At 69.1% G+C, this 22,912-nt stretch carries 21 protein-coding genes and 1 tRNA gene; 10 read left to right on the top strand and 12 right to left on the bottom strand.

Annotated features, from left to right (window positions below; genetic code table 11):
* Nucleotides 1-33: 33 nt before the first annotated feature.
* The 3 genes from GOHSU_RS08185 (at nt 34) to GOHSU_RS08175 (ending at nt 3,006) form a co-directional block, all read left to right on the top strand.
* Complete coding sequence (locus GOHSU_RS08185) at nt 34-927, top strand: UTP--glucose-1-phosphate uridylyltransferase (RefSeq protein WP_005939553.1); 894 nt, start codon at nt 34-36, stop codon at nt 925-927.
* 106 nt (nt 928-1,033) lie between these two features.
* Entirely contained in the window at nt 1,034-2,338 is a 1,305-nt protein-coding gene (gene glp, locus GOHSU_RS08180; protein ID WP_005939550.1) for a molybdotransferase-like divisome protein Glp, read from the top strand.
* Between the two features lie 11 nt (nt 2,339-2,349).
* Nucleotides 2,350-3,006 carry a GNAT family N-acetyltransferase gene (locus GOHSU_RS08175; protein ID WP_005939549.1) on the top strand — a complete coding sequence of 219 codons (657 nt, stop codon included), beginning with the start codon at nt 2,350-2,352 and terminating at the stop codon, nt 3,004-3,006.
* A 22-nt stretch (nt 3,007-3,028) separates the two neighbouring features.
* Here the strand turns inward: GOHSU_RS08175 and GOHSU_RS08170 are convergent, their stop codons facing one another.
* Nucleotides 3,029-3,787, bottom strand: coding sequence for an ABC transporter permease (locus GOHSU_RS08170; protein WP_005939547.1), 759 nt, complete (start codon nt 3,785-3,787; stop codon nt 3,029-3,031).
* Nucleotides 3,784-4,503: an ABC transporter ATP-binding protein gene (locus GOHSU_RS08165; RefSeq protein ID WP_005939545.1), complete on the bottom strand. Its 720-nt coding sequence runs from the start codon at nt 4,501-4,503 to the stop codon at nt 3,784-3,786. The genes GOHSU_RS08170 and GOHSU_RS08165 overlap by 4 nt, the downstream gene beginning before the upstream one ends.
* A 171-nt stretch (nt 4,504-4,674) precedes the next feature.
* Here GOHSU_RS08165 and sepX point away from each other — a divergent pair, with 171 nt between their 5' ends.
* Entirely contained in the window at nt 4,675-5,790 is a 1,116-nt protein-coding gene (sepX, locus tag GOHSU_RS08160; protein ID WP_005939543.1) for a divisome protein SepX/GlpR, read from the top strand.
* Nucleotides 5,791-5,800: 10 nt separating this feature from the next.
* Nucleotides 5,801-5,980 carry a hypothetical protein gene (locus tag GOHSU_RS08155; protein WP_005939541.1) on the top strand — a complete coding sequence of 60 codons (180 nt, stop codon included), beginning with the start codon at nt 5,801-5,803 and terminating at the stop codon, nt 5,978-5,980.
* Here the strand turns inward: GOHSU_RS08155 and GOHSU_RS08150 are convergent.
* Entirely contained in the window at nt 5,977-6,717 is a 741-nt protein-coding gene (locus GOHSU_RS08150; RefSeq protein ID WP_005939538.1) for a hypothetical protein, read from the bottom strand. The two genes, GOHSU_RS08155 and GOHSU_RS08150, sit on opposite strands and share 4 nt — an antisense overlap.
* 93 nt (nt 6,718-6,810) lie before the next feature.
* Between GOHSU_RS08150 and GOHSU_RS08145 the strand changes: the two genes are divergently transcribed.
* Nucleotides 6,811-6,883: transfer RNA gene (locus GOHSU_RS08145), tRNA-Ala, on the top strand.
* A 597-nt stretch (nt 6,884-7,480) separates the two neighbouring features.
* Here the strand turns inward: GOHSU_RS08145 and GOHSU_RS08140 are convergent.
* The 5 genes from GOHSU_RS08140 to GOHSU_RS08120 all read right to left on the bottom strand — a co-directional run bounded on the left by GOHSU_RS08140 (nt 7,481) and on the right by GOHSU_RS08120 (nt 13,549).
* On the bottom strand, nt 7,481-8,566 hold the full coding sequence (locus GOHSU_RS08140) for a GmrSD restriction endonuclease domain-containing protein (RefSeq protein ID WP_005939536.1): 1,086 nt from the start codon (nt 8,564-8,566) through the stop codon (nt 7,481-7,483).
* An 81-nt stretch (nt 8,567-8,647) separates the two neighbouring features.
* A complete protein-coding gene (locus tag GOHSU_RS08135; protein ID WP_005939534.1) occupies nt 8,648-10,303 on the bottom strand; it encodes an alpha/beta hydrolase in 1,656 nt (551 codons plus the stop codon).
* Complete coding sequence (locus GOHSU_RS08130) at nt 10,300-10,587, bottom strand: hypothetical protein (RefSeq protein ID WP_005939532.1); 288 nt, start codon at nt 10,585-10,587, stop codon at nt 10,300-10,302. The genes GOHSU_RS08135 and GOHSU_RS08130 overlap by 4 nt, the downstream gene beginning before the upstream one ends.
* Nucleotides 10,588-10,882: 295 nt before the next feature.
* Nucleotides 10,883-12,337 carry an FAD-dependent oxidoreductase gene (locus GOHSU_RS08125; RefSeq protein ID WP_005939530.1) on the bottom strand — a complete coding sequence of 485 codons (1,455 nt, stop codon included), beginning with the start codon at nt 12,335-12,337 and terminating at the stop codon, nt 10,883-10,885.
* A 198-nt stretch (nt 12,338-12,535) separates the two neighbouring features.
* Nucleotides 12,536-13,549, bottom strand: a complete 1,014-nt coding sequence (locus tag GOHSU_RS08120) for an AurF N-oxygenase family protein (protein ID WP_005939526.1) — start codon at nt 13,547-13,549, stop codon at nt 12,536-12,538.
* A gap of 160 nt (nt 13,550-13,709) precedes the next feature.
* On the opposite strand from GOHSU_RS08120, the gene GOHSU_RS08115 reads away from it, so the two are divergent.
* The gene (locus GOHSU_RS08115) at nt 13,710-15,425 is read left to right on the top strand and encodes a cation:proton antiporter (RefSeq protein ID WP_005939524.1); all 1,716 of its coding nucleotides are present in this window, start codon (nt 13,710-13,712) and stop codon (nt 15,423-15,425) included.
* 10 nt (nt 15,426-15,435) lie between these two features.
* Here GOHSU_RS08115 and GOHSU_RS08110 read toward each other — a convergent pair whose 3' ends face one another.
* Both GOHSU_RS08110 and GOHSU_RS08105 read right to left on the bottom strand, forming a co-directional pair.
* Nucleotides 15,436-16,641, bottom strand: a complete 1,206-nt coding sequence (locus GOHSU_RS08110) for an MFS transporter (protein WP_005939522.1) — start codon at nt 16,639-16,641, stop codon at nt 15,436-15,438.
* Between the two features lie 52 nt (nt 16,642-16,693).
* Entirely contained in the window at nt 16,694-17,563 is an 870-nt protein-coding gene (locus tag GOHSU_RS08105; protein ID WP_005939520.1) for a universal stress protein, read from the bottom strand.
* A gap of 142 nt (nt 17,564-17,705) precedes the next feature.
* Here GOHSU_RS08105 and GOHSU_RS08100 point away from each other — a divergent pair, with 142 nt between their 5' ends.
* On the top strand, nt 17,706-18,029 hold the full coding sequence (locus tag GOHSU_RS08100) for a hypothetical protein (RefSeq protein ID WP_005939518.1): 324 nt from the start codon (nt 17,706-17,708) through the stop codon (nt 18,027-18,029).
* A gap of 63 nt (nt 18,030-18,092) precedes the next feature.
* Here GOHSU_RS08100 and GOHSU_RS08095 read toward each other — a convergent pair whose 3' ends face one another.
* A complete protein-coding gene (locus GOHSU_RS08095) occupies nt 18,093-19,616 on the bottom strand; it encodes a bifunctional aminoglycoside phosphotransferase/ATP-binding protein (protein WP_005939515.1) in 1,524 nt (507 codons plus the stop codon).
* 20 nt (nt 19,617-19,636) lie between these two features.
* On the opposite strand from GOHSU_RS08095, the gene GOHSU_RS08090 reads away from it, so the two are divergent.
* Nucleotides 19,637-20,332 (top strand): GAP family protein, encoded by a 696-nt coding sequence (locus tag GOHSU_RS08090; protein ID WP_005939512.1) that lies wholly within the window; start codon nt 19,637-19,639, stop codon nt 20,330-20,332.
* A 12-nt stretch (nt 20,333-20,344) separates the two neighbouring features.
* Here GOHSU_RS08090 and GOHSU_RS08085 read toward each other — a convergent pair whose 3' ends face one another.
* Nucleotides 20,345-21,985, bottom strand: coding sequence for a dolichyl-phosphate-mannose--protein mannosyltransferase (locus tag GOHSU_RS08085; RefSeq protein ID WP_081597755.1), 1,641 nt, complete (start codon nt 21,983-21,985; stop codon nt 20,345-20,347).
* On the opposite strand from GOHSU_RS08085, the gene rsmI reads away from it, so the two are divergent.
* Nucleotides 21,924-22,802 carry a 16S rRNA (cytidine(1402)-2'-O)-methyltransferase gene (gene rsmI / locus GOHSU_RS08080; protein WP_035739490.1) on the top strand — a complete coding sequence of 293 codons (879 nt, stop codon included), beginning with the start codon at nt 21,924-21,926 and terminating at the stop codon, nt 22,800-22,802. The two genes, GOHSU_RS08085 and rsmI, sit on opposite strands and share 62 nt — an antisense overlap.
* Nucleotides 22,803-22,912: the final 110 nt, after the last annotated feature.

Below are 22,912 nucleotides of genomic sequence, written 5' to 3'. Positions count from 1 at the left end.
GAAAGCCGTAGCCGAACATTTACAGTGAAGACCATGCTGCAGTCGAAGATCCCGCGTACCGCGGTGGTGCCGGCGGCCGGACTGGGAACACGATTCCTGCCGGCCACCAAGACGGTGCCCAAGGAGTTGCTGCCCGTGGTCGACACCCCGGGTATCGAGCTGGTGGCAGAGGAAGCCAAATCCGCCGGTGCCGAACGGCTGCTCATCATCACCTCGCCGGGCAAGGACGGGGTCGTGGCGCACTTCGTCGAAGACCTGGTGCTCGAGCACACGCTGTCCTCGCGCGGTAAGGAGGCCATGCTGGCCAAGGTGCGCAATGCGCCGTCCCTGCTCGAGGTGGCCTCGGTGGTCCAGGACAAGCCGCTGGGCCTGGGGCATGCGGTCGGCTGCGTCGAACCCGAGCTCGGCGACGACGAAGATGCGATCGCGGTGCTCTTGCCGGACGATCTGGTCCTGCCCGGCGGCGTGCTGTCGAAGATGGCCGCCACCCGCGCCCGGTACGGCGGCAGCGTGCTGTGCGCGATCGAGGTCGACGGTGAGGCGATCAGCGCCTACGGCGTCTTCGACGTCGAGGACGCCGATCCGGACACTCCCGATGTACGGCGGGTCAGATGCATGGTGGAGAAGCCGGCGGCCGCCGATGCGCCGTCGAACCTGGCCGCCGCCGGCCGCTACATCCTCGACCGCAAGATCTTCGCCGCGCTGCGGCAGATCCCGCCCGGCGCCGGCGGGGAACTGCAGCTGACCGATGCGATCGTGCTGCTGATCGAGCAGGGCGAACCGGTGCATGTGGTGGTGCATCACGGCACCCGGCACGACCTGGGGAATCCGGGCGGCTATCTCAAGGCGGCGGTGGACTTCGCGCTGGATCGCGACGACTACGGTCCCGAGCTGCGGCAGTGGCTGGTGCAGCGGCTGCAGCAGTAGTCGGCTCGCGCGCCGCGCGCCTGACCGCGGCGACGGCCCGCGGTGACTAACGTCGTCTCCAGATACGCCGCGGATACCGGTCGACCCCCGGCGATGAGGAGGGAACATGCGCTCGGTGCAGGACCAGTTGAGCCTGGTGGCCGCTTCGGTGGTCGCCCCGCGCCCGGTCCAGGTGGCGATCTCCGAGGCTCAGGGCCTCCTGTGCGCCGAAGAGGTGGTCACCACCGAGCCGCTGCCCGGCTTCGACCAGGTGGCCGTGGACGGCTACGCGGTGCGCGCGGTGGATGTGGTACTGGCGGGTACCCCGGCGCCGGCCGAGATGAATGACCTGGATGCCGGCGGTATCGAAGTGAGCCGGCCCGAGGGCAGTGAAGACCTGGTGGTGCATCTGCCGGTGGTCGGCGATGTGGCTCCCGGCTCCCGCAATCCCATCCGGCTGCAGCCGGGTCAGGCCGTGCGGGTGCAGACCGGGGCGCCGATGCCGACCCTCGCCGACGCGGTGGTGCCGCTGCGCTGGACCGACGGCGGCGACCAGCGGGTGATGATCGGGCACAGCGTCGACAGCGGCGACTACGTGCGGCGCATCGGTGACGATGTGCAGCTCGGTGACGTCGCCGTCAGCGAGGGCGCGGTGATCGGCCCGGCCCAGGTCGGACTGCTTGCGGCCGTTGGACGTTCCCGCGTCCTGGTTCATCCGCGGCCGCGGGTGGCGGTGATCTCCGTCGGCGACGAACTGGTCGACATCGACCGCGAACCCGGCCCCGGCCAGGTCTTCGACGTCAACAGCTACGCGCTGGCGGCGGCGGCCCGCGATGCCGGCGCCGATGTGCATCGGGTCGGGGTGGCCGTCCGCGACCACGACCGGCTACGCGAGGTGGTCGAGGCGCAGCTGATCCGTTCGGAGATCGTGGTGCTGTGCGGTTCGGTCGGCGGTGTCGCCTCCCGCGAGGTAGCCGAGGCACTGGGCGATCTGGGAGAGCTGGAGATCAAACGGATCGCCATGCATCCGGGTTCGGTGCAGGGCTTCGGCCGGCTGGGCAAGGACGAGATTCCCACCTTCTGGCTGCCGGCCAACCCGGTCAGCGCACTGGTCACCTTCGAGGTCATGGTGCGCCCCCTGATCCGCATCGCGCTGGGCAAGCGGCAGCCTCGACGCCGCACGGTGCGGGCCCGCACCATCGGCCCGATCGCCTCGGTGGTCGGGCGTACCGGCTACCTGCGCGGGCAGCTGATGCGTGACGAGCGTTCGGGGGAGTATCTGGTGCAGGTGATCGGCGAATCCGCTACGGGCACCTCGCATCTGCTGGCCGAACTGGCCGAAGCGAACTGTTTGATCGTGGTCGACGAGGACACCGAAGAGCTCGATACCGGCGACTGGGTCGAGGTCATGTTCCTCGCCCAGCGCGGCTGAGGGGACCGCCGGTGCTGCGCTGGCTGGTCGACGCCCCCTACCACCCGGGATGGCCGGCGACCCTGGGGCCGCTGGGCACTCCCGCCGGTGTCGTCACGGCCCGGCCGATCCGGGCGCGCGACAGCAAACAGTGGAGCCGGTTGCGGATCAAGAACCAGAACGAGCTGCTGCCCTGGGAGCCGACGGTGCCCGGCCCGTGGGACCGCCGGCATCAGCCCAGCGCGTGGGCTCCGCTACACGCGATCCTCAAGAGCGAAGCCAAACGCGGATCGGTGCTGCCCTTCGTGATCGAGGTCGACGGCGCCTACGTCGGCCAACTCACGATCGGCAACGTGCAGCGCGGCGCGGTGCGCAGCGCCTGGATCGGCTACTGGGTGGACGCGGACTGGAGCGGTAAGGGCGTGGCCACGGCCGCGGTCGCCCTGGGCGTGGACCACTGCTTCGGTCCGGTCGGGCTGCACCGGCTCGATGCGACCGTGCAACCCAGCAACGGCGGTTCGCGGCGCGTGCTGGAGAAGGTGGGCTTCCGGGAAGAGGGCCTGCTGCGCCGGTACATGGACGTCAACGGCCGGTTCCGCGACCACACCCTGCTGGCGCTGACCGTCGAAGAGGTGGTCGACACGGCCGCCGACACCCTGATCCGGGCCGGGCGCGCCTACCGCGTGTGACCGCAGTCGGTACTCCCGCGGTTCAGGCGGTGCGCCGCCGCAGCGTCGCCGCACCGAGGGCCAGGGCCGCGACGGTGAACCCGGCCAGGATCGCGATATCGCGCCACAGCAGCGCGGTGGGGGCCGTGTGGTCGCGAATCTGCTCCAGGGCCTGCACCGCGAAGGTCAGCGGCATCACATCGGACAGGTACTGCATCCAGTCCGGCAGCTGGGCGCGCGGAACGAACAGCCCGCAGAGGAACAGCTGCGGGAAGACCAGCGCCGGCATGAACTGCATCGCCTGGAATTCGGTCTGGGCGAAGGCGCTGCACAGCAGACCCAAGGCGATCCCCAGCATGCCGATCAGTACGCAGACGCCGATCACCGCGCCCACCGAACCGGCGATCGTCAAGTCGAATGCGCCGAAGGCCAGCGCGCAGGCGACCGCGGCCTGAACGGCGGCGAACAGGGCGAACGCGACGGCATAACCGGCCATCAGTGCGCCCTTACTGATCGGCGTGGACAACACCCGCTCCAACGTGCCGGAACTGCGTTCCCGCAACACCGCGATCGACGTGACCAGGAACATCGCCGTGAACGGCATGATTCCCAGGACCGCGGTGGCCACCCGGTCGAAAGCCGTGGCCTGGCCGGGCGGCACCGGCACCGCCGAGAACATGTAATACAGCATGGTCAACACCACCGACGGGATGGCGATCAGCATGACGACGGTGCGCGGATCGGCCCGCAGTTGCTGCAGAACCCGCAGCGCGGTCGCGACGGTGGTCCGCAACTCGGTCATGTCGGCCCCGATTCGGTGAGCAGCGCCAGGAAGGCCGCATCCAGGCTGCTGCATCCGGTGCCGGCGCGCATCGCCGCGGCCGTGGTGGTGGCTACGAGCCGCCCTTCGCGCAGCAGGATCAGGCTGTCGCAGTGGTCGGCCTCGTCCATCACATGACTGGACACCAGCATCGTCGTGCCGGAGTCGGCGAGCCGGCGGAACCGATGCCACAGATCCGCCCGCAGGACCGGGTCCAGGCCGACGGTGGGCTCGTCGAGGATCAGCAGATCCGGCTCACCGATCAGTGCGCTGGCGATCGACACCCTGCGCAGTTGACCACCGGACAGATCACGGGCGCGGTGACGAGCCAGTGCGGTCAGGTCGACCGTGGCGAGGACGTCGTCGATGTCTCCGGGGCGTTGCTGCAATCTGGCGAAGTAGGCGATGTTCTCGCGCACCGTCAGATCGGGGTAGACCGCCGACGCCTGCGTCACATAGCCGACCCGGGCACGCAGAGCCCGGCTGCCGGCGGGCCGGCCGAGCACCGTGACGGTGCCTTGCACGTGCGCCTGGGTGCCGACGATCGCTCGGATCAGCGTGGATTTGCCGCTGCCGGACGGGCCGAGCATGCCGGTGATCGCACCGCGCGCCACGCTGGCGTCGATCCCGTCCAGCGCCCGCTGACGCCCACGCCGCACGGTGAGCGACGTGCACACGACGGCATCGTCGGTGGTCATGGTTCGAGTGTGCCGCCTCGGCCGGATCGATTCACCCGAATTGGTCGGCATCCGGCGCGCCTGAGCCGTCGCGCCGGGTGCCGGCCCTACCGTGGACAGTGGTCGAGTGTCGGCGCAGTGAGTGTCGGCGCACCGTGCGCGCGAACCGGGAAGTGGAAGGCGGGGTACCCAGTGAATTCGTCGATCTTGTGGATCTTCCTGGTCGTGGCCTGGCTGTTCATTCTGCTGCCGATGGTGCTGCGCGGTCGCCCGGAGGTCCGCAAGACCACCGAGGCCGCGGCGAACACCCGGCTGCTGCATCGCGGTGGCGAGCGTGCCGAGGTGCGCCGACGGGCCGCCGGCCGACATCCAAGCAATCCCGACTACGTGCGCAAACGCGCCCGGACCGAGTCCGCCGTGCAGCGGGCTGTCATCGAGGAGGCGACCGTGAGTCAGTCCGAGAGCAAGCAGAAGACCGGCACCACGGTGACGGTGACCGCCACGACGATCGAGGCATCCGTGGAGGTGACCGATGTGATCGAGGTGGTGGGCGGCGAGGCTGACGACACCCCCGCAGTGGTCGACGGCCGGACCCTCGGCGAGGACCAGCCCGAGCTCGAACTGGACTTGGATCTGGAGGATGAGGCCGGGACCGATACCGGTAATCCCGACGCCGAGCACGATGACGACGTTGCGGAGCTCGATGAGGAACTCGACGACGAGCTCGACGACGAGCACGACGCTGAGCTCGAGGACGAGTACGACGACGACCTGGAAGACGACTTCGAGGACCTCGACGAGGACGTCTCGCCGCCGGCCCGCACGACTCCGGTGTCTAGGGATCTGCGCGGACGGGGTTTCGCCCCGGAAGTGATCGCCGACCGGGACGCGCGCCGCTACGCCGAGCGCCGCCGGATGGTGCTGGGGCTGACGCTGGCGACGCTGCTGGCCGTGATCAGCTGCTTCTTCTGGCAGCCCTACGGCTATCTCGCGCTGGGTGTGATGGTGGTGCTGACCGGCCTCTACCTGTTCTTCCTGCGGCGCACCGCTGTCGCCGAACAGCAGTACCGGGCCCAGCGCGCGGCCCGGTTGCGCCGGCACGCGGCCGAAGATGCGCGCATGGCGCGGCAGCACGCCGAACAGCTGCCGTCGCGGCAGGCGGCCCCGCCGCGTCGTCGTCCCGGCGGCATGGTGGTGCTCGAACTCGACGACGAGGACCCGGCCTTCGACCACCTGCCGGTGTACCACTTCGCCGACACCGCCGGTGCGGACGAGGGCCTCACCGACGACTACCGGCACGCCGTCTAAGCTGAGTGACATGAGCGAGTCGACTGGCGATTGGTACTACGACGTTTCCACCGGTGAAGTGAGTCGAGGTAAGGTTCCGCACGCGCTGAACCGGATGGGCCCGTATCCGGACGAGGCCACGGCCCGTCGTGCGATCGAGATCGCCGAGGAGCGGAACCGTCAGGCCGACGCCGAGGACGAGGACGACTAGAGGCCGATCGCGCCGGGATGGGCGACGATCCACTCCCGTGCGGTATCGAACGCCCGGCGCAGAGCGACGCGCTCGCCCACGTAGGTGGCCGGCCCGCCGATCACCGGCAGCCAGGCCATATGCTGCAGGAACGACGGTGACTGAGGCCGGGCACCCAATGCCCGGTCCAGTCCGTACAGGCCCGTCCCGATCTCCCACAGCCCCTTCAGGACCGCTCGTAGACGGCTGGCGTCGTCGTCGGTTCCGGCCAACTTCTGTCGCTCTGCGTGTTTGACGGCGCTGCCGTCCACAGCCCGGCCGAAGAGCACCTCGCCGAGCATGTCGATCTGCTCATTGCGGCGGACGACGCCGTACTCGCGCCCGATCGCCAGCACGATCAGGGCCTGGCTGGCTGATCCGAGGAGGGTGCCGGCGGGGACCTTCTTAGTCCACACCCCGAAGACCGCGGGAAAGGCCGCTCCGAGCGAGGTGACCGAGCCGATCCGGCGCACCCACCAGTCGGCCTTCTGGTTCATGCTGAGCGCCTCCCAGGCGGCCGTGCCGGGCCAGTCGGCCACATCCAGCGCCGTGGCTGTCAGGTCGCCGAACCAGGTCGGGATCACATCCCACCACCGCCGGCCGAAGGTCCGCGGCTTCACGTTCAGTGGGTCGCTGTAGGCGAGGATGTCCAGGATCGGATCGGCGATCGCCGCGGTCCGGTCCAGGACCGTCACGATCTGCTGGTCACTGAGCTTCATGCCGGTCACGCTACCGGGTGCAGGACGGGTCACGATTGGGGGTCGCCGGACCCGCTGTTACACTGGTCCACGGTTCGCCGAACGGCGGCACCCGGGGCTATGGCGCAGTTGGTAGCGCGACTCGTTCGCAATGAGTAGGTCGGGGGTTCGATTCCCCCTAGCTCCACCGAAAGCAGGTCCACCAAGACCGCCCCTACCCGGATGATCGGGTGGGGGCGGTCTTGTTTTTCCGTGGTCGGCCATCGACTGCTGTGGTGCAGAAACACTCACGCCGCCGACCCGAATGGGTCAGCGGCGTGAGTGCCCTCCGACAGGTTCTGCGTGTGCCTATCAGCCCAGGCCGAGGGTGACGGCGATGTGCAGCAGGTCGCCGCCGAAGACGGTGAAGTCGTTGAAGAACTGGGTCAGAGCCGGGAACATGTTGTTTCCTTTCGTCGTTGGGGCACATCGGTTGATGTATGAAAAGCGTTGCATGCCAACGGATTTCGTGCTTGATAAAGGGAGCCGTATCTCTATTCGGGGGCGTTTGTGAACCCTGACACGAATGCAAATGCGCCTATGTGCATGGCGCCCTCTGCCTGCTCTTATGCAAATAACGACGTATTATTTTGCCTGGTCGGAAACGTTTCGGTAACCCTGAATTCAATTATGAGGATTGTTGTTCACCATTTCCAGTCGGCAATCGACTCTAAAGAAGCGGTTGAGACTGGAGGATGTGCGGCGTCGCCGGCGGCTATGGAGAGCCGCACTATTCGCCGGCGGCCTATTCGCAGGCGATGCCGTCGCCGTCGCCGTCGAGCTTGGAAGAGTAACCGGGCTGCCCGCGATAGATCGGCGCCGCACCGGCAGCGCGGGCCTCCGTGCAGTTCTTGTAATAGACCTGCCCGTCGGGGCCAGCCGGATCCACCAGCGGCTGCGGCCGTGTCGGCGGCGCCGAGGAGCGGGGGGCCGGCGTCCCCGGCGCCGGAGTGCTCGAGGTCTGCTGGGCCGCCGGTTCCGGATCGCCGTCGGGGACGGTGCCGCCGCAATCGGTGAGCAGCCGCTGCATTACATCGTGCTCGGCACGGGTGACCCACAGCCGGTAGGCGGCCTTCACCTCGATCTGCTTTGCGACGAACGTGCACCGGTAGCTGCGGTTGGGCGGTAGCCAGGTGGCGGCGTCGGAGTCGCTCTTGGCCTGGTTCGCCGGACCGTCGACGGCCAGCAGATTCCGCGGATCGTTGGCGAAGTTGGTGCGTTCGGTCGTCGACAGCTGCTGAGCCCCCTTCTGCCAGGCGTCCGAGAGCGCCACCACGTGGTCGATCTGCACCGCGCTGGAGGTGGCCGAGCCGCGGACGAACTCGATCGTCTTACCGGTATAGGGGTCGTGCAGCGTGCCCGAGAGAACGACGCAGTCGCGGGTGCCGGCCTTCACGGAGGTCTGAGTCAGATCACGGCGCAGAATGTCGTTGCGGGTATCACAGCCGTTGCGGCCGTATTCGACGTCGACCCCGTCGCTCCAGCGCTGACCGAACATGTCCCGGGAGTAGCCGGTCTTGGGGGCTCGGCCCTTGACCGGCAGGGTGGCCAGGGTGGCCAGGGCCGTGGTCGACAGCTCGTCGAGCGGACGGGTCGAGGTGTCCGGAGCCGGGCGAGGGGAGGCGACCGCCGGTGCCTCAGCAGCCGCTGGTGCACTCACCGCCGGCGGCAGCGAGGGGGCGGACGGGCTGGCCGCCGGCTCGGTGGGCTCGCATCCGGTCAGTACCAGGGCTCCGACCAGCAGTGCGGCGGCGACCGGCAGGGGAGCGGTGGTCCAGCGACGCTGGGCTGGACGGGAAACGGACGGACCGGTGGCGCAGGATTGAGACATCGGGTCCAGTATGTCCGATCCGGCGGCGGCTCACGACGACCTGCGCCGCGGCTCGCCCGATCAGCCGACACCGCTACCCGGTCAGCGCGGCAACTGCGCCAGCGGACCCCGCAGTGCGTCGAGCAGATAGTCCAGTCCGGTGTCGGTTTTGGCGTGATCGGGCGCCCTCCAGACGTAGCCGGTGGGGGAGCGGCCGGCGATCACGTCGGCGATGTTGCGCATGGCGGTCGACCGCGGATCGTCCAGGTAGGCCGCATGCCCGTCCGGGCCGCTGATCAGCTTGCCGGGGTGGCGTCCGTCATTGGAGTACCAACCGGTGTCCAGGCGCTGGATGCCCGGTGTGGAGTCGGGGTCACCGCCGTGTACTGCGCCGCCGTGCTGCTGGGCCAGCTGGATCGGGTCGCCCGGCGCGGTCAGGGAGAAGCGTTGGACATCGGGATTCGGGTTCGCCGGTGGTCCACCGGCCGCCCCGGTCCCGGCCGACGAGGCGAACACGATGCGGTCGGCGCGCAGACCGTACTGTTCGGCGGTGCCCACCACCGAACCGCCGTAGGAATGCCCGATGTAGGTGGTCGGTGTGCCCGGAGCCCGGTAGGCCACCTCGGCGTCCAGGTCCAGTCCGAAGTCCGCCAGCCGCCGGCCCAGCAGGCGGGCCGGTTCTGCGTCGATGGCGGTGCCCCGGTAGGCACCCGGATCTGCCAGCCGCGCCAGGGGCGGCGCGATGCGCTGAGGCAGGGTGCCGTCGTTGAACACGAAGATCGGGGCACCGGCCGACCGGGCCAGGCCCAGGGCCCGGCGGCGCTGATCGGAGGCATTGTCCAGTCGGCTTCCAGTTCCGGGGACCAGGACGCCGACGCCCTCGATACCGGGATGCAGATCACCGATCTGCTCGATGTAGCGGCCGCGACCGATGGAGGAGAACGCGACGAATCTGCGCGGCGCGGGCTTCCCGTCGATCCCGGGCGCCGGAGCCAGCATCGCGCGCAGTTCGCGCGCCCGCGGACGCCCACCGCGCCCGGCGGCGACCTCGCGGGCCAGGGCATTGGTGATGGCCCGTCGATTGGCTTCGATCCGGTCGTCGAAAGCGACGCCGTACAGATTCCCGATGGTCTCCGGGTCGGCGTCGATCAGGGCAGCGACCTCTCCGGGAGTCAGCGCTTCCCAGAATTCGCGCACCGCGCGCTGATCGAGTTTCTGCAGCCGGGCGATCAGCGTCCGCGGCTCGGCCCAGCCGCCGTCGGGGTGCGGCAGGACGCTCAGATCGCCCCGCAGCAGTGCCGACAGCTGCTGTAGCTGCAGCCCCAGCGTCTGATCCTGATTGATCAGCTGACCCAGTACGGTGGTGATCCGGTGGCTCAGATACCCCGCATCGGCGGCGCGGTTGGCCGCCGGCGGGGTGACGGTGCCGTCGTCGGCGACGACGAAGCCGCTGAGCGTGGCGGTCTCCACCAGCTGCAGCAGTAGTGCCCGGGTCGGTACCAACGCCTCCCAGGCCATCCGCCCGGTGCCGGCGGCCGCTTCGATGGTGTTGGCCAGCCGGCGGGCCAGTGCATCGTGCACCGAGATCCGTCGCTGTACGGCGTCGTGGGTGGCCCCGACCCAGTCCGGGTGCCGGCTCAGCGAGCCGCTCACCTGTGCGGCGATGTTCCGGAATTCGCCGGCCCCGGTGCTCAGTGCCAGGACAGCGGCGCCGAGCTGATCCAGCGGCCATGCCTGGACCGCGGCGATACCGGTCACCGGTCCAGCCCCATCGCGATGCCCGCCGCGGCGGCCTCATCGGAGAGCGCGCTGAGTTCGGCGAAGCGCGCCACCACCAGGCCCAGGTTCACCAGCCGGTCGCCGAACAGGCCCGTCGACGAGCCTGCGGCCTCGGCACAGGCCGCCAGCGCGGCGATGCTTACACTTCCGGCGCCGCCGGACAGGGCCGGCCCGAAGTCCAGGGCGCGGACGCTGGCGCCGTGCTGCTGCCAGCCCTGCGCCAGGGCCCGGATCTGGTCGGGGGTGAGTTGGAATCGAGACATCGTCGCTCCCGTCGCCGCGTCAAAGATGTCCTCTCATTGACGCGCGCGAGCACAGCGATGCCCAGGGTGGTGTCCACAGCGCCACCGGCTGGCGCGGAATTGTCCACAGATGTGGCCGCCCGGCTCTCCGGGCGCAGCGGTCGGGCATAACCGTCACGCATAACCGTCACCTGCGTGCACAGATGTCACCGTCGACGCCGACCGGTGACGGTTATGCACGGCAGGGGCAGCTCGATGTGACGGTTATGCCCGACCCAGACAGCACCCGGATCGGATAAGGCTGGACCGGTGGGACTCAGACTCCGGCGCGGGCCAGGAGACCGGCTTCGGCGTCGGCTAGCAGGCCGCGGACCGCCTCTGCCGAGTCGGTCTTGTTGGTACCGATGAACCCGTTCGGGCCGCGCTTGACCCAGCCGGTCACGTACAGACCCGGGATCGGCTGCTGGTCGGCCGTGATCCGCCCGGCGACGTTGGCGATGGTGCCGCGGGCGTCGTCGAACGGCAGACCGGGTACGGGGCGGCCGCGATAGCCGATCGCCGTGAACACCGCACCGGCCTGCAGCTCGACCGTCTCCTGGGTGCCGGTGCGCTGGAAACGCACGCCGGTGGCCCGCTCCTCACCCAGAATCCGTTCCGGAGTGAGGCCGAAGGCCAGCCGCAGATACGGTTCGGCCGGCTTGGGGCGCTGCGAGATCTCCCGCAGCAGGGTGGTCTTCTCGGTCTCGGGGGCATCGACCAGGTCGGCCGGATCGACCCAGACATGCGCCGGTCCGTCGGCCAGGCCGATCAGCTCGGGCAGGGTGAACGCGCCGTGCTCGGCACCGCGCCGCCCCACCACCACGATCTCGCGGATCGACGACCCGCGCAGGTGCGCCAGCGCCGCCGCATCGATGTTGGTGGTGGCCAGCCGGTCCGGGTCGGCGGTCAGGATCCGCGCGACATCCAGGGCGACGTTGCCGTTGCCGATCACCACGGCGCGTTCGGTGTCCAGCAGCGGTACCGCGTCGACGAAGTCGGGGTGGCCGTTGTACCAGCCGACCACGGTGGTGGCCGACTGCACACCGGGCAGATCCACGCCGGTGATCTCCAGTGGACGATCGGTCGGCGCACCGCCGGCCCACAGCACCGCGTGGTATTCCTGCCGCAGCTGCTCGAGAGTCACATCGCGGCCGACCTCGGTGTTCAGCAGGATCTGCAGGTACGGGTCCTGGGCGATCACGTTGAACAGGTCGACCACCGAGCGGGTGGCCGGATGGTCGGGGGCGACGCCGAAGCGGGCCAGCCCGAACGGCTCGGACAGCCGCTCGAACATGGTCACCCGCACCTGACGGTGTTTGAGCAGCTCGTCGGCGGCATACATGGCCGACGGTCCCGAGCCCACGATCGCGATCTGCAGCGGATCGGGGACGCCGTCGAGTGCCCGCGGCTTGTCCACCGGCGCCAGCGGCTTGCGCCAGAGCGAGTCGACGGGGAAGCGGGGGCCTTCCGGATCCGGGTCGGCGCCGTAGTAGTCGGCGTTCACCTGGGTGAACCGCTCCTGCGTATCGGGGATCCGATGCCCGGGGGAGATGGCCCCGACCGGGCAGGCGGTGATGCAGGCGCCGCAGTCCACACAGGTCGACGGGTCGATGTACAGCATCTCCGCGGTGGCGAAACCCGGCTCGTCCGGCGTCGGATGGATGCAGTTGACCGGGCAGGCATAGACGCACGAGGCATCCGAACAGCACGGCTGGGTGATGACATGAGGCATGGGGTCACTCGGTTCTTCAAAAAGGCTGCTCGACGACGTCCGCGCCGAGACGGTGTCAGCGGGACCCCGGTAGGGGTCCATTGCTGCAGTGGCCGCCGGGTCAGGCGGCCACCTGAGCAGAGTCCGCGTCGCTGCAGAGTCCGCGTCGTCGATACAACCGCGTCCTCAAGGCTTGCGTCCTCGGGGTGTGCGTCGAGGTCAGAAGGCCTCGTACGTGGGCTCGCTGCGGTACCGCGAGCTGCGCCCGTCGATGCCCAGTGCCTTCCAGATGCGCCGGGAGACCGGATTCATCAGACCGCACTGCTCGGCCAGCATGCGCACGTCACCGAAGACATTGCTCAGGAAGGCCTTGGAGTCGTCTGACTTCCAGAACATCTCCTTGAAGACGTCGACGGGAACGTCGAACTCCTCGCGGAAGGCCTTCGGCGGACGGGCGATGGCACTGCACAGCACGCGCATCACCACCGGCATGGCCAGTGACAGCGCCATCCGGGTCGGCAGGCTGCGGGTAGGCACCGTCGCACGCAGGTGGTGGTGGGCGAAGGAGATGTGCCGGGCCTCCTCGGCCACATGCAGCTCCATCACCGCGGCCATCACCGGGTGGACGTTGGCGCCGGCCCGCAAGAAGTCCTTCTGCAGGTGGTCGATCGGCTCCTCGCCGGCCAGCACGCCGAAGAAGAACACCGACGGCCACAGCGTCGAGAACAGCGGAATGATCGGGTCCAGCAGGCGCAGCGGGCGCGGCATACCGGGGACATCCATGCCGACCCGGTTGACCATCTCCTGGAACATCAGCGTGTGCTGGCATTCCTCCTTGGACTCGTGGGTCACGTAGCGGAACCGCTTGTCGCCGTTGGGGAGCTTGGAGGCGTACTGCAGCAGGCCGCGGATCAGGATGGACTCGAACTGGAGGCCGACCTTGGCGACGTTGGCCTGGCGCCACATGCCGATCCGGATCTTCTTCTCCTCCGGCAGGTTCTTGTACCAGGGGTGCTTGCCCACCGGGTCGACCTCGGGGTCCAGGATCCAGCGCGGATCGTTGGGCACGATCGCCATCTCCGGCGCATCCCAGGCGATGTGGATGTACGGATCGAAGTTGCGGTCCACCGAGGCGGTCGACAGATCCTCGATCACCTGGTCGTAGTCCAGTTCGGTGCCGACCTTGGCGACCGGGGGCTCGTAAGCGATGGGCCGGGGCTGCGTGCTGGTCATGCTGGTCCTTCCTGAGGCCACGCCACGATGCGTGGACAAGAACGTGTTGCTATCCAACTTCGCACCGGGGGCAGATCTTGTCAACAGGCAATGTCACATTCCGGGGTGGCGGCGCCTGTGTGAAGCATCGAGTCGCCGAAGCGTTGAGAAGTCGGCCACAATGAGCGACGTGGATGCGATTGAGATTGCGGCGATAGCCGTCCTCTGTGTGTTGGCCATCGGGGGAGCGAATACGCTCGCCCCGCGTCTGCGCATTGCTGCGCCGCTGCTGCTGGTCGCGGTCGGGGTCGGTGTGAGCCTGCTGCCGCAAGTGCCCGAGTTCCACATCAGCCCGGAACTGATCCTGGTGGGCGTGTTGCCGCCCCTGCTGTTCGCTGCGGCCCGCGCGATGCCGGTGATGGACGTCAAACGCGACTTCCAGGCCATCGGTGCGCTGTCGATCCTGCTGGTGATCATCTCGTCGCTGCTGCTCGGAGTGTTCTTCACCCTGGTGCTGCCCGATGTCAGCTACGCGCTGGGCGTGGCTCTGGGGGCCATTCTGAGCCCGACCGATGCCGTGGCGACCGGGACGATCAAACGCGCCGGTGCCCCGAACCGGATCGTCACCGTGCTCTCGGGCGAGAGCATGTTCAACGACGCCACCGCCCTGGTGCTGTTGCGTGCCGCGATCGCGGCGACGGCCGCGAGCATCTCGGTGTTCGGCGTGGTGATCAACTTCGTGTGGGCCATGGCCGGGGCCGCGGTGGTCGGTGCGGTGGTCGGCTGGCTCTTCAACGCCGTGCGCAACCGGATCCAGGCGCCGGCGGTGGCCACTGCGGTCTCGTTCACCGCGCCCTACCTGGCGTACCTGCCCGCCGAGCTGATCGGTACGTCCGGTCTGGTGTCCGCCGTGGCCGCGGGCCTGATCTCCGGCCGGTTGGCCATCCGCCACCTGCCGGCCACCCACCGGCAGTCGGATCTGCAGAACTGGCGGATGGTCGAGGTGGTGCTCGAAGGCGGCGTCTTCCTACTGATGGGGCTGGAGCTCTACACGCTGATCGACGATGTGCGCGAGGCCCGAGACACCTGGCTGCATGCGGTGTGGCCGGCCGCGGCCGCGCTGGCGCTGGTGCTGCTGATCCGATTGGCCTTCGTCGGACCGCTGGTGTGGTTGCTCGATCGGCGCACCACCCGGATGATCGCCCGCGAACCGGAGGTGGCGGCGCTCCGGGAGAATCTGCCGTCGAACCCGGCCGACGACGACACCGCCGGCTTCCGCATCCGGCTGCGCCTGGACCGGCGGCTGGCCGACATCAACTACTACCGGACCGAGACGATGGGCGGTCCGGAGGCGATGGTCGTGGTCTGGGGTGGTCTGCGCGGTGCGGTGACGCTGGCCGCCGCGCAGACCCTGCCGACCGACACCCCGCATCGCTCGCTGCTGATCCTGATCGCGTTCTTCGTGGCGGCGATGAGTCTGGGCATCCAGGGCGGCACCATCGGCTGGCTGTTGCGCCGGCTGCCGCTGCCGGACCAGACCGCCGATCTGCGGGCCGAGAAGGGGCGGCTGCGCGGGGAGATGCTCGACATCGTGCAGCGCATGCTCGTCGACCCGGAAGTGATCGGGGACGATTCGGTACTCGCCAACCAGGTGAAGCTGGTCCGCGATCTGGAGACCCCCGATATGGACGACGGCGACCCGGCCGATCCGCAGGAGAGCGATGCCCTCGACATGCGGCTGGAGAATGCGCGCGAGTTGCGGCGGGTGCGTCGCATGGTGATCGACGAGCAGCGTCGTGCGCTGCTGGCCTTCCGTGACCGCGGCACCTACAGTTCGCGGGCGCTGACCGCCGAACTCCACAAACTCGATGCCGAAGAGATCAGCCTGAACGTCTGATCCGGCGCGGTCAGCGCACCGGACTCAGTTCGGGCCGGTGCAGGGTTTCGCCGGCGGCCAGCCACATCAGCAGGGCGGTGGCCAGCACGATGCCGGTCAACAGGAACGCCGGGCCGAAACCGAAGGCGGTGGCCAGTGCACCGGCCGCCAGGGGGCCGACCACCGCGCCCAGATCCGAGGCCATCCCGTAGGCGGCCAGCGCCGAACCGCCGCGCTGGCGGGCGCCGAGGACATCGCCGAGCGCGGCCTGATCGGCCGGTGCGAACAGACCCGAGCCGATGCCGGCCACCACGGTCAGGGTGATCGCCAGCCACAGGTTGTCGGTGAAACCCAGGAACAGGGTGCCGACGGCGGCGATCGTCAGCCCGGGCAGCAGCACCGGGCGGCGGCCGAACCGGTCGGAGAGCCGGCCGGAGACCAGAATGGCGACCATGTTCCCGGCGGCGTAGAAGGCCAGCACAATGCCCGCCCAGGCATCGGACTGGCCCAGCGCCTGGGTGACGAACAGCGGCACCAGCGCGATCCGCACACCCATCGACGCCCAGCCCTGGGCGAAGTTCGCGACCAGGATGGCCCGGTAGGCACGGTCTTTGACGGCGGTGGCGAAGCCGATGGTCTCGACCACCGGCGGGGCGCCCTCGACCGGCGGCGGATCCAGGTGCGGGGGCACCGTGGGCATCAGGACGGCCACCCCGATCGTCGCGATGACCAAGGCGATCGCGTACACGATGAAGGGCAGGCGCAGGCCGGCGCCGACCAGGGCGGCGCCCACCAGCGGTCCGGTCAGCCCGCCGATCAGGAAACCGGCCGAGAAGTAGCTGGAGGCACGACCGCGCAGGTTCGGCGGCGCCAGCCGGATGAGCAGGGCCATGGCGGACAGGCTGAACATCGTCGAGCCGATGCCGCCGGCGGCGCGGAATGCCAGGAGCTGCCAGTACGAGCCGGCGAAGGCGGTCGCCAGCGTGCTCACGGCTACGATCACCAGACCGGTCAGGTAGATCCGGCGCTCGCCCAGCACGGTCACCAGCCGCCCCGTGGCCGGGGCGAACAGCAGCCGCATCAGAGCGAACGACGAGATCACCGCCGACACCGCCATCTCCGAAACACCGAAGGTGTTGGCGAAGATCGGCAGTGCCGGCGCGATCAGGCCGAAGCCGAGAGCGATGACGACGTTGGCCGCCAGCAGCACCCACAGTCCGCGGGGAAGATGAGTCATTCCACGCAGGAGGGTTCTATTCGCAGGGATTCAGTTCGTGTCGGTGCGGTGACTACTGGTGGCGCACGATCATGACCGGCACCTGTGCGTGGTGCAGGACCTTCTGGCTGCGCGAACCCAGCAGCAGACCGGTGAAGCCGCCGCGGCCACGGCTGCCCATCACGATCAGGGCGGCGCTGTCACCGGCGGTGTCGAGGATGGCCTTGCCCGGCTCCTCCGGGATCACCACTCGCTTGACCTGCACGTCCGGGTAGTCGGTGCCGTAGCCGGCCATGCGCTCGGAGACCGCCTCGACGGCCTGCTCGCTCATCTGCTCGATCTCCTCGGCGCTGAGTCCGAAGCCGTGCAGCGCGTCGGCATCCAGCGGGGTCCAGGTGTGCACGGCGATGAGCTCGGCCTTGCGTAGATCGGCCTGCCGGTAGGCCTCGGCGACGGCGCCGTCGCTGACCTTGGAGTCGTCGACACCCACCACGACGGGGCCGTCGCCGAGCTTGGCATCGGTGGGGATGATCACGACCTTGCTCTTGGCGTGTGCGGCGACGCTGGTGCTCACCGAACCCAGGAACAGGCCCTTGAGTCCGCCGAGGCCGCGGCTGCCCAGGACCACCATCTCGGCGTCCTCGCTGAAGTCGATCATCACGTGTGCGGCGTCGCCCTCGGCGATCGAACCGTGGATGGTGATGCCCGGAGCGGCTTCCTCGGCGACCTTGGCCGCATCCTGGACGTACTTACTCACTTCGCCGCGAATCGCATCGATCACGTCCTGCGGGATCACCAGGCCGGGTGCGTAATCGCTCGTGGTGGTGGTGTAGGCGGAGACGATCTTCAGGTCGGCCCCCTCGAGCTGCGCCTGCTTCGCCGCCCAGCGCACCGCATCTACTGCCATGGCCGATCCGTCGACACCGACAAGAATCACGCTCATCGTGAACCCCACATCCTCGCTTGCTTCGGCCCGGATGCGCCGATACGCCTCCGTATTTCAAGCCTCGCGTCCATTCTGTCTCACGGTCGGCCCCGGCGCACGGCAGGTGGGACTTTAGACACCGGCCGGTATCGTCGACCCCATGCATGACGATGACTCGGAACCGCTGGAGCCGCCGGTACCGCGCACGGAGCTGCGCCAGGCGGCGCTGCACGTGATCATCACCGTCGGTCTGGCGGCGCTGCTGGTCGTGGCCGCGGTGAGCAGCGCCGGCGATATCCGCAAAGGCCTGGTACTGGCCTCGGCGGCGGTCATCTTCATCGGCGGAGTCTCGCTGGGCGTGCGCGCCTACCGCAGCCAGCGTTCGGGCGGCCGGTGGCAGATCTTCCAGGGCGGCATGTGGGTGCTGCTGTTGGTGTTCCTGCTGTGGGGGTTCAACGCGATCGCCTACGCCATCACCGGGTGAGCAGTATCACCGCCTGAGCAGTATCACGGCCTGAGCAGGGTCACCGCCTGAGCGGTCCCGTCCTCACCGCGCGAGCTCGGCCACGACCTCGTCGACGGTGCGGCCGTCGGCGGCCACAGTGCACCACGAGGCGTCCGGGGGTACCAGCGCACGGGTCTGCGCCCGTGCCACCTCGGGGGTCGCATCGGAGGCGTCGGGTCCGCGTCCGAGGATCCGGGCGATGCGTTCGGATTCTGCGAGTTCGAGCCAGATCCCCAGGAACGACGACGACGTCGCCTCGGCCACGGCCGCCAGCGCCGCGCGCTCCTGCGGCCGGCCGGAGACCGCGTCGACGAGCACACTCGTCTGCCCGTTCAGGTGCAGCGCGGCCAGCCGCTCGAGTTCGGCGTAGACGCGCGCACTCATCTCCGGGGCGTAACCGGACGCGGGCAGGGGCTCGAGCACCGGGCTGCCGGCGAGTCGCTTGCGTATTACATCCGAGCGCAGGATGCGGGCGCCGGGAGCGCCGCCGACGCGGCAGGCCACGGCGCGCGCGACGGTGGTCTTCCCGGTGCCGGAGGCGCCGCCGATCGCGACCAGCCGGGGCGGCACCGGGTCGAGCAGGGCCAGGGCCAGTGCCAGGTAGGCGCGGGCACTGTCGGGATCTCCGGAGGCCGCACGCACATGCGCGAGCACGGTGGCCCGGACACTGATGAACAGCGGCAGCAGCAGGTAGGCCTCCTCGTCCTCGGGAGAGGCATCGAAGTAGGCGTTGACCAGAACGTTGGCCTCGCGGGTGCGGCCGCGATGCCACAGGTCCATCAGCACGAACGCCAGGTCGTAGAGGACATCGGTGGTGGCCAGTTCCGGATCGAACTCCAGGGCGTCGAAGGGGGTGGGCACCCCGTCGAGCAGCACCAGATTGTTCAGGTGCAGATCGCCGTGTCCGCGGCGGACCCGACCGGCCCGGGCCCGGGCATCCAGCAGCGGAGCGTGGGTGTCGATCAGGGCGGTGAGGCGATCGGTGAGCGCATCGGCGCGGGCCGGATCCAGAATCTGCGGGAAACGCGCCATGCTGCCCCGATTGCCGACCACCACATCCAGGATGCGGGCGGCTCCAGCCGGATCGTCGCTGATCGGTGAGCGGGCGTGCAGGGCCACCACCTGCTCGGCCAGTGCAGCGGTCAGCGCATCGTCGAGCAGACCGGCGTCGACGTGATCGGCGAGCAGCGCATCGTCGGGGAAGCGGGCCATCTCCAGCACGTAGTCGACGGTGGTCCCGGCGCCGTCGAACTCCAGTCCGCCGGGCTCGCGGCCACCGGCGTCGGTGATCGCATGAACCGCGCGGTAGAGCTGCGGTGCAGTGCGCAGGTTGAGTTCGTACTCGGCGCTCAGTGCGGTCCGCCGCTGGTCGACGCTGGAGAAGTCCAGGTAGCGGTAGGTGACCGGGCGTTTGAGTTTCCAGGCGCGGTCGTCGTTCAGGACGATCACGGCGGCATGGGTCACCACGGTGGTCGTCGGCGCGGACGCCGTGAGGACACCGCAGCGGCGCAGCAGTTCGACGGCGTGCGCGCCCGGGTCGGTGTCGGTCGTCGTCGGGTCGCTCATCCCGCGTAATGTACCCGCATATGTGGGCAGCTCTGGGCGGGACCTTTGCCGTGGCGATGGCGTTGACGTTGAGTCCGATTGCGATCACCACGGTCCTGGTGCTGCTGCTGGGCGCGCGCGGTCGCCTGCGCGCGCTGCTGTTCACCGTCGGCTGGTTCGTCTCGATGTTCCTGATGACCCTGGTGACGGCGCTGGTCACCGGCAGCGCCTCCGAGGACGATCCGGAGGGCACCGCCGACGGCATCGATGTGCTGCATCTGGTGCTGGGTGTGCTGTTCTTCGTGCTGGCCGCAATCACGTGGCGCCGGCGCCCCTCGGCACGAGCCGAAGTGGACAAAGCCGAGGAGCCGCACAAGAGTCCGCTGTTTCAGCGCATCGACAACCTCGGGCTCGCCGGCTGCATGGTGACCGGGCTGGCGATGGGAACCCTGATCATCAAGAATCCGCCGCTGGCGATCAGTGCCGGGCTGGAATTGGGTTCGGTACCGGACATCACCGTCGCCCAGACCCTGGTGGTGGTGATCCTGTTCGCGATCCTGGCCTCGATCGCCCCGCTGGTGCTGATGCTGGTGCTGCTGGCCGGCGGTGACCGCATGCGCGGTCAGTTGCAGGCAGGACGCAATTGGATCGAGGCGAATATGACCGCGGTGACGCTGGTGATCCTGGTGGTCGTGGGTGCGCTGTTCATCGGCGAGGGCTTGTCGATCATCGACTGAGCCGACCGGTGATCAGGTCCAGCTCGGCAGCCACAACTGCATGTTCCAGAACTGATTGCTGATCGGTGCGCCGGTCAGGACCGGCCAGGCGAAGGCGAAGTTGACCACCACCAGTGCGGCGTAGATCGCCACGGCCAGCACCGCCAGCGTGCGACTGGCAGAATCGCGTCCGCGCCCGGCCGAGGAGAGTACGTCGGCGCAACACAGCGCCAGCCCCATCACCAGGAACGGGGCCATCACGGTGGCGTAGAAGAAGTACATCTGCCGGTCGATCTCGAAGAACCACGGGAGGACCGCGGCGCCGTATCCGGCCAGGACGGCCGCATAACGCCAGTCCCGGCGGAAGATCATCCGCCACAGCCCCCAGGCCAGCATCGGCAGTGCCAGCCACCACAGCGCGGGGGTGCCCAGCAGCATCTGCGCCCGGATGCAGTCGCCGCCGCCGCACTGGTCGGGACCGTAATCGATGGCGTAGAGCATCGGCCGCAGCGCCATCGGCCAGGCCCACGGTTTGGACTCCCACGGATGCTGATTGCCGGCGGCGTTGGTCAGGCCCGAATGGAACGAGAGGATGCCCGACTCGTAGTACCAGAACGAGCGCAGCCCGGCCGGGAGCCAGGCGAACGGACCGTCGGTGCCGACCTCGGTCCCGACGACGTGCCGGTACACCGAACTCTCCGAGCGGAACCAGACGGCGAAGGTGGCCAGATACACCGCGATCGGCATCAGCACCAGGGAGGCGCCGGACGGGATCAGATCGCGCACCAGCACCCCCTTCCACGGCCGGTGCACGTGGTAGGCGCGGCGCGCGGCGACGTCGAACCCGAGTGACAGCACGGTGAAGAAGACGACGAAGTACAGACCCGACCATTTGGTGCCGCAGGCCAGACCGAGCATCAACCCGGCGGTGAAGCGGTACCAGCGGAATCCCAGCCGCGGTCCCAAGGGACTGTCGCCGATGCGGCCCTCGAGGTAGACCCGATGCAGCCGGGCGCGCATCTGGTCGCGGTCGGCGAGCAGGGCGGCGAAGGCCAGCACCACGAACATGGCCTGGAAGATGTCGAGCATGCCCATGCGGGACTGCACGAACAGCACTCCGTCGCAGATTGCGAACAGCCCGGCCAGCGCGCCGACCAGCGTCGATCGGCTCAGCCGGCGCACCGACAGGTAGATGGCCAGCACGATGATCACCCCGGACACCGCCGGGATGAACCGCCAGCCCATCGGCCCGTAGCCGAACAGCCCCTCGCTCAGCGCCAGCATCCATTTGCCGACCGGCGGATGGACCACCAGACCGTAGGCGGGATTGTCCTCGATCCACCCGTCGCCGCGCAGCACCTGCCAGCCCTGCGGGACGTAGTGCTTCTCGTCGAAGACGGGGGTGCCCTTGTCGGTGGGCTGGGTGAGCCCCCAGAAGCGGGTGATCACCGCGAGCAGCGTCAGAACCAGTCCGACGACGGTGCCGCGGAGCCGGTCGGTCGCGCCGAAGACCGGCTCGGGGAGCTGCGGGCCCGGTGCCGTCCCCAACTCTTCCACCGGTGCGCGCGGGGCCGCGGTGGCGCGATCGAGGACAGCAGGACTCACAGGGGCGATGGTAGAGGAAGGTAGGTTGATTCGGGTGAGTGGAGCATTGGTGCTGGCGGGCACCCCCATGGGTCAACCCGGCGATGCGTCGCCGCGCCTGCGGCAGGCGCTGGCGAGCGCCGACATCGTCGCCGCCGAAGACACCCGCCGGGCTCGATCGCTGGCCGCGGCGCTGGACGTGACCATCGGCGGCCGTCTGGTCAGCTATTACGACCACGTCGAAGCCCAGCGCACCCCGCAGCTGGTGGAGGCGATCGACGACGGCGCCACGGTGCTGCTGATCACCGATGCAGGGATGCCCTCGGTGAGTGACCCGGGCTACCGTCTGGTCGCCGCGTGCGCCGCGGCGGGCCTGAAGGTGACCTGTCTGCCCGGGCCGTCGGCGGTCACCACCGCCTTGGCGCTCTCGGCGCTGCCGGCCGACCGCTTCTGCTTCGACGGCTTCGCCCCGCGTAAACCGGGAGCGCGCGGGGAGTGGCTTGCCACATTGCGGACCGAGCCGCGCACGGTGGTGTTCTTCGAATCGCCGCACCGGCTGGCGCAGACGCTCACCGATGCCGCGCAGGTGCTCGGCGCCGAGCGTCGTGCCGCGGTCTGCCGGGAGCTGACCAAGACCTACGAGGAGGTACGGCGCGGTGGCCTGGGCGAACTCGCACAGTGGGCCGCCGACGGGGTCAAGGGCGAGATCACCGTCGTCATCTCCGGGGCCTCGCCGATCGACGACGCCGCCGATCTGGAGTCGGTCGCCGCCCAGGCCGCGCAGCTGGCCGAAGCCGGAACACGGCTCAAGGAGGCCTGTGAGCAGGCTGCGGCCGGGACGCCGTTCAGCCGCCGGGAGGTCTACGAGGCGGTCCTGGCGACTCGCCGGGAACAGCAGTCGCCGTAGCCGATTACCCCGGGCCTGAAGCGACGAAGCACCGCCGTCCGAGGTTTGCCCCGCGATCAATGTCGGAGGGTCCCGATACCTTCGGAATAAGGAAAAAAGGGGGTGGGGTC

Source organism: Gordonia hirsuta DSM 44140 = NBRC 16056 (genome assembly GCF_000333015.1).
GTDB lineage: Bacteria > Actinomycetota > Actinomycetes > Mycobacteriales > Mycobacteriaceae > Gordonia > Gordonia hirsuta.
This window is presented reverse-complemented; position numbering and strand designations above follow the sequence as displayed.

Excerpts from the sequence above, each read along its gene's own strand:
- GOHSU_RS08185 (WP_005939553.1), top strand. The coding sequence starts at position 34 with ATGCTGCAGTCGAAGATCCCGCGTACCGCGGTGGTGCCGGCGGCCGGA.
- glp (WP_005939550.1), top strand. The coding sequence starts at position 1,034 with ATGCGCTCGGTGCAGGACCAGTTGAGCCTGGTGGCCGCTTCGGTGGTC.
- GOHSU_RS08170 (WP_005939547.1), bottom strand. The coding sequence starts at position 3,787 with ATGACCGAGTTGCGGACCACCGTCGCGACCGCGCTGCGGGTTCTGCAG.
- GOHSU_RS08165 (WP_005939545.1), bottom strand. The coding sequence starts at position 4,503 with ATGACCACCGACGATGCCGTCGTGTGCACGTCGCTCACCGTGCGGCGT.
- GOHSU_RS08155 (WP_005939541.1), top strand. The coding sequence starts at position 5,801 with ATGAGCGAGTCGACTGGCGATTGGTACTACGACGTTTCCACCGGTGAA.
- GOHSU_RS08150 (WP_005939538.1), bottom strand. The coding sequence starts at position 6,717 with ATGAAGCTCAGTGACCAGCAGATCGTGACGGTCCTGGACCGGACCGCG.
- GOHSU_RS08140 (WP_005939536.1), bottom strand. The coding sequence starts at position 8,566 with ATGTCTCAATCCTGCGCCACCGGTCCGTCCGTTTCCCGTCCAGCCCAG.
- GOHSU_RS08130 (WP_005939532.1), bottom strand. The coding sequence starts at position 10,587 with ATGTCTCGATTCCAACTCACCCCCGACCAGATCCGGGCCCTGGCGCAG.
- GOHSU_RS08125 (WP_005939530.1), bottom strand. The coding sequence starts at position 12,337 with ATGCCTCATGTCATCACCCAGCCGTGCTGTTCGGATGCCTCGTGCGTC.
- GOHSU_RS08120 (WP_005939526.1), bottom strand. The coding sequence starts at position 13,549 with ATGACCAGCACGCAGCCCCGGCCCATCGCTTACGAGCCCCCGGTCGCC.
- GOHSU_RS08115 (WP_005939524.1), top strand. The coding sequence starts at position 13,710 with ATGAGCGACGTGGATGCGATTGAGATTGCGGCGATAGCCGTCCTCTGT.
- GOHSU_RS08110 (WP_005939522.1), bottom strand. The coding sequence starts at position 16,641 with ATGACTCATCTTCCCCGCGGACTGTGGGTGCTGCTGGCGGCCAACGTC.
- GOHSU_RS08105 (WP_005939520.1), bottom strand. The coding sequence starts at position 17,563 with ATGAGCGTGATTCTTGTCGGTGTCGACGGATCGGCCATGGCAGTAGAT.
- GOHSU_RS08100 (WP_005939518.1), top strand. The coding sequence starts at position 17,706 with ATGCATGACGATGACTCGGAACCGCTGGAGCCGCCGGTACCGCGCACG.
- GOHSU_RS08095 (WP_005939515.1), bottom strand. The coding sequence starts at position 19,616 with ATGAGCGACCCGACGACGACCGACACCGACCCGGGCGCGCACGCCGTC.
- GOHSU_RS08090 (WP_005939512.1), top strand. The coding sequence starts at position 19,637 with ATGTGGGCAGCTCTGGGCGGGACCTTTGCCGTGGCGATGGCGTTGACG.
- rsmI (WP_035739490.1), top strand. The coding sequence starts at position 21,924 with ATGGTAGAGGAAGGTAGGTTGATTCGGGTGAGTGGAGCATTGGTGCTG.
- GOHSU_RS08085 (WP_081597755.1), bottom strand. The coding sequence starts at position 21,985 with ATGGGGGTGCCCGCCAGCACCAATGCTCCACTCACCCGAATCAACCTA.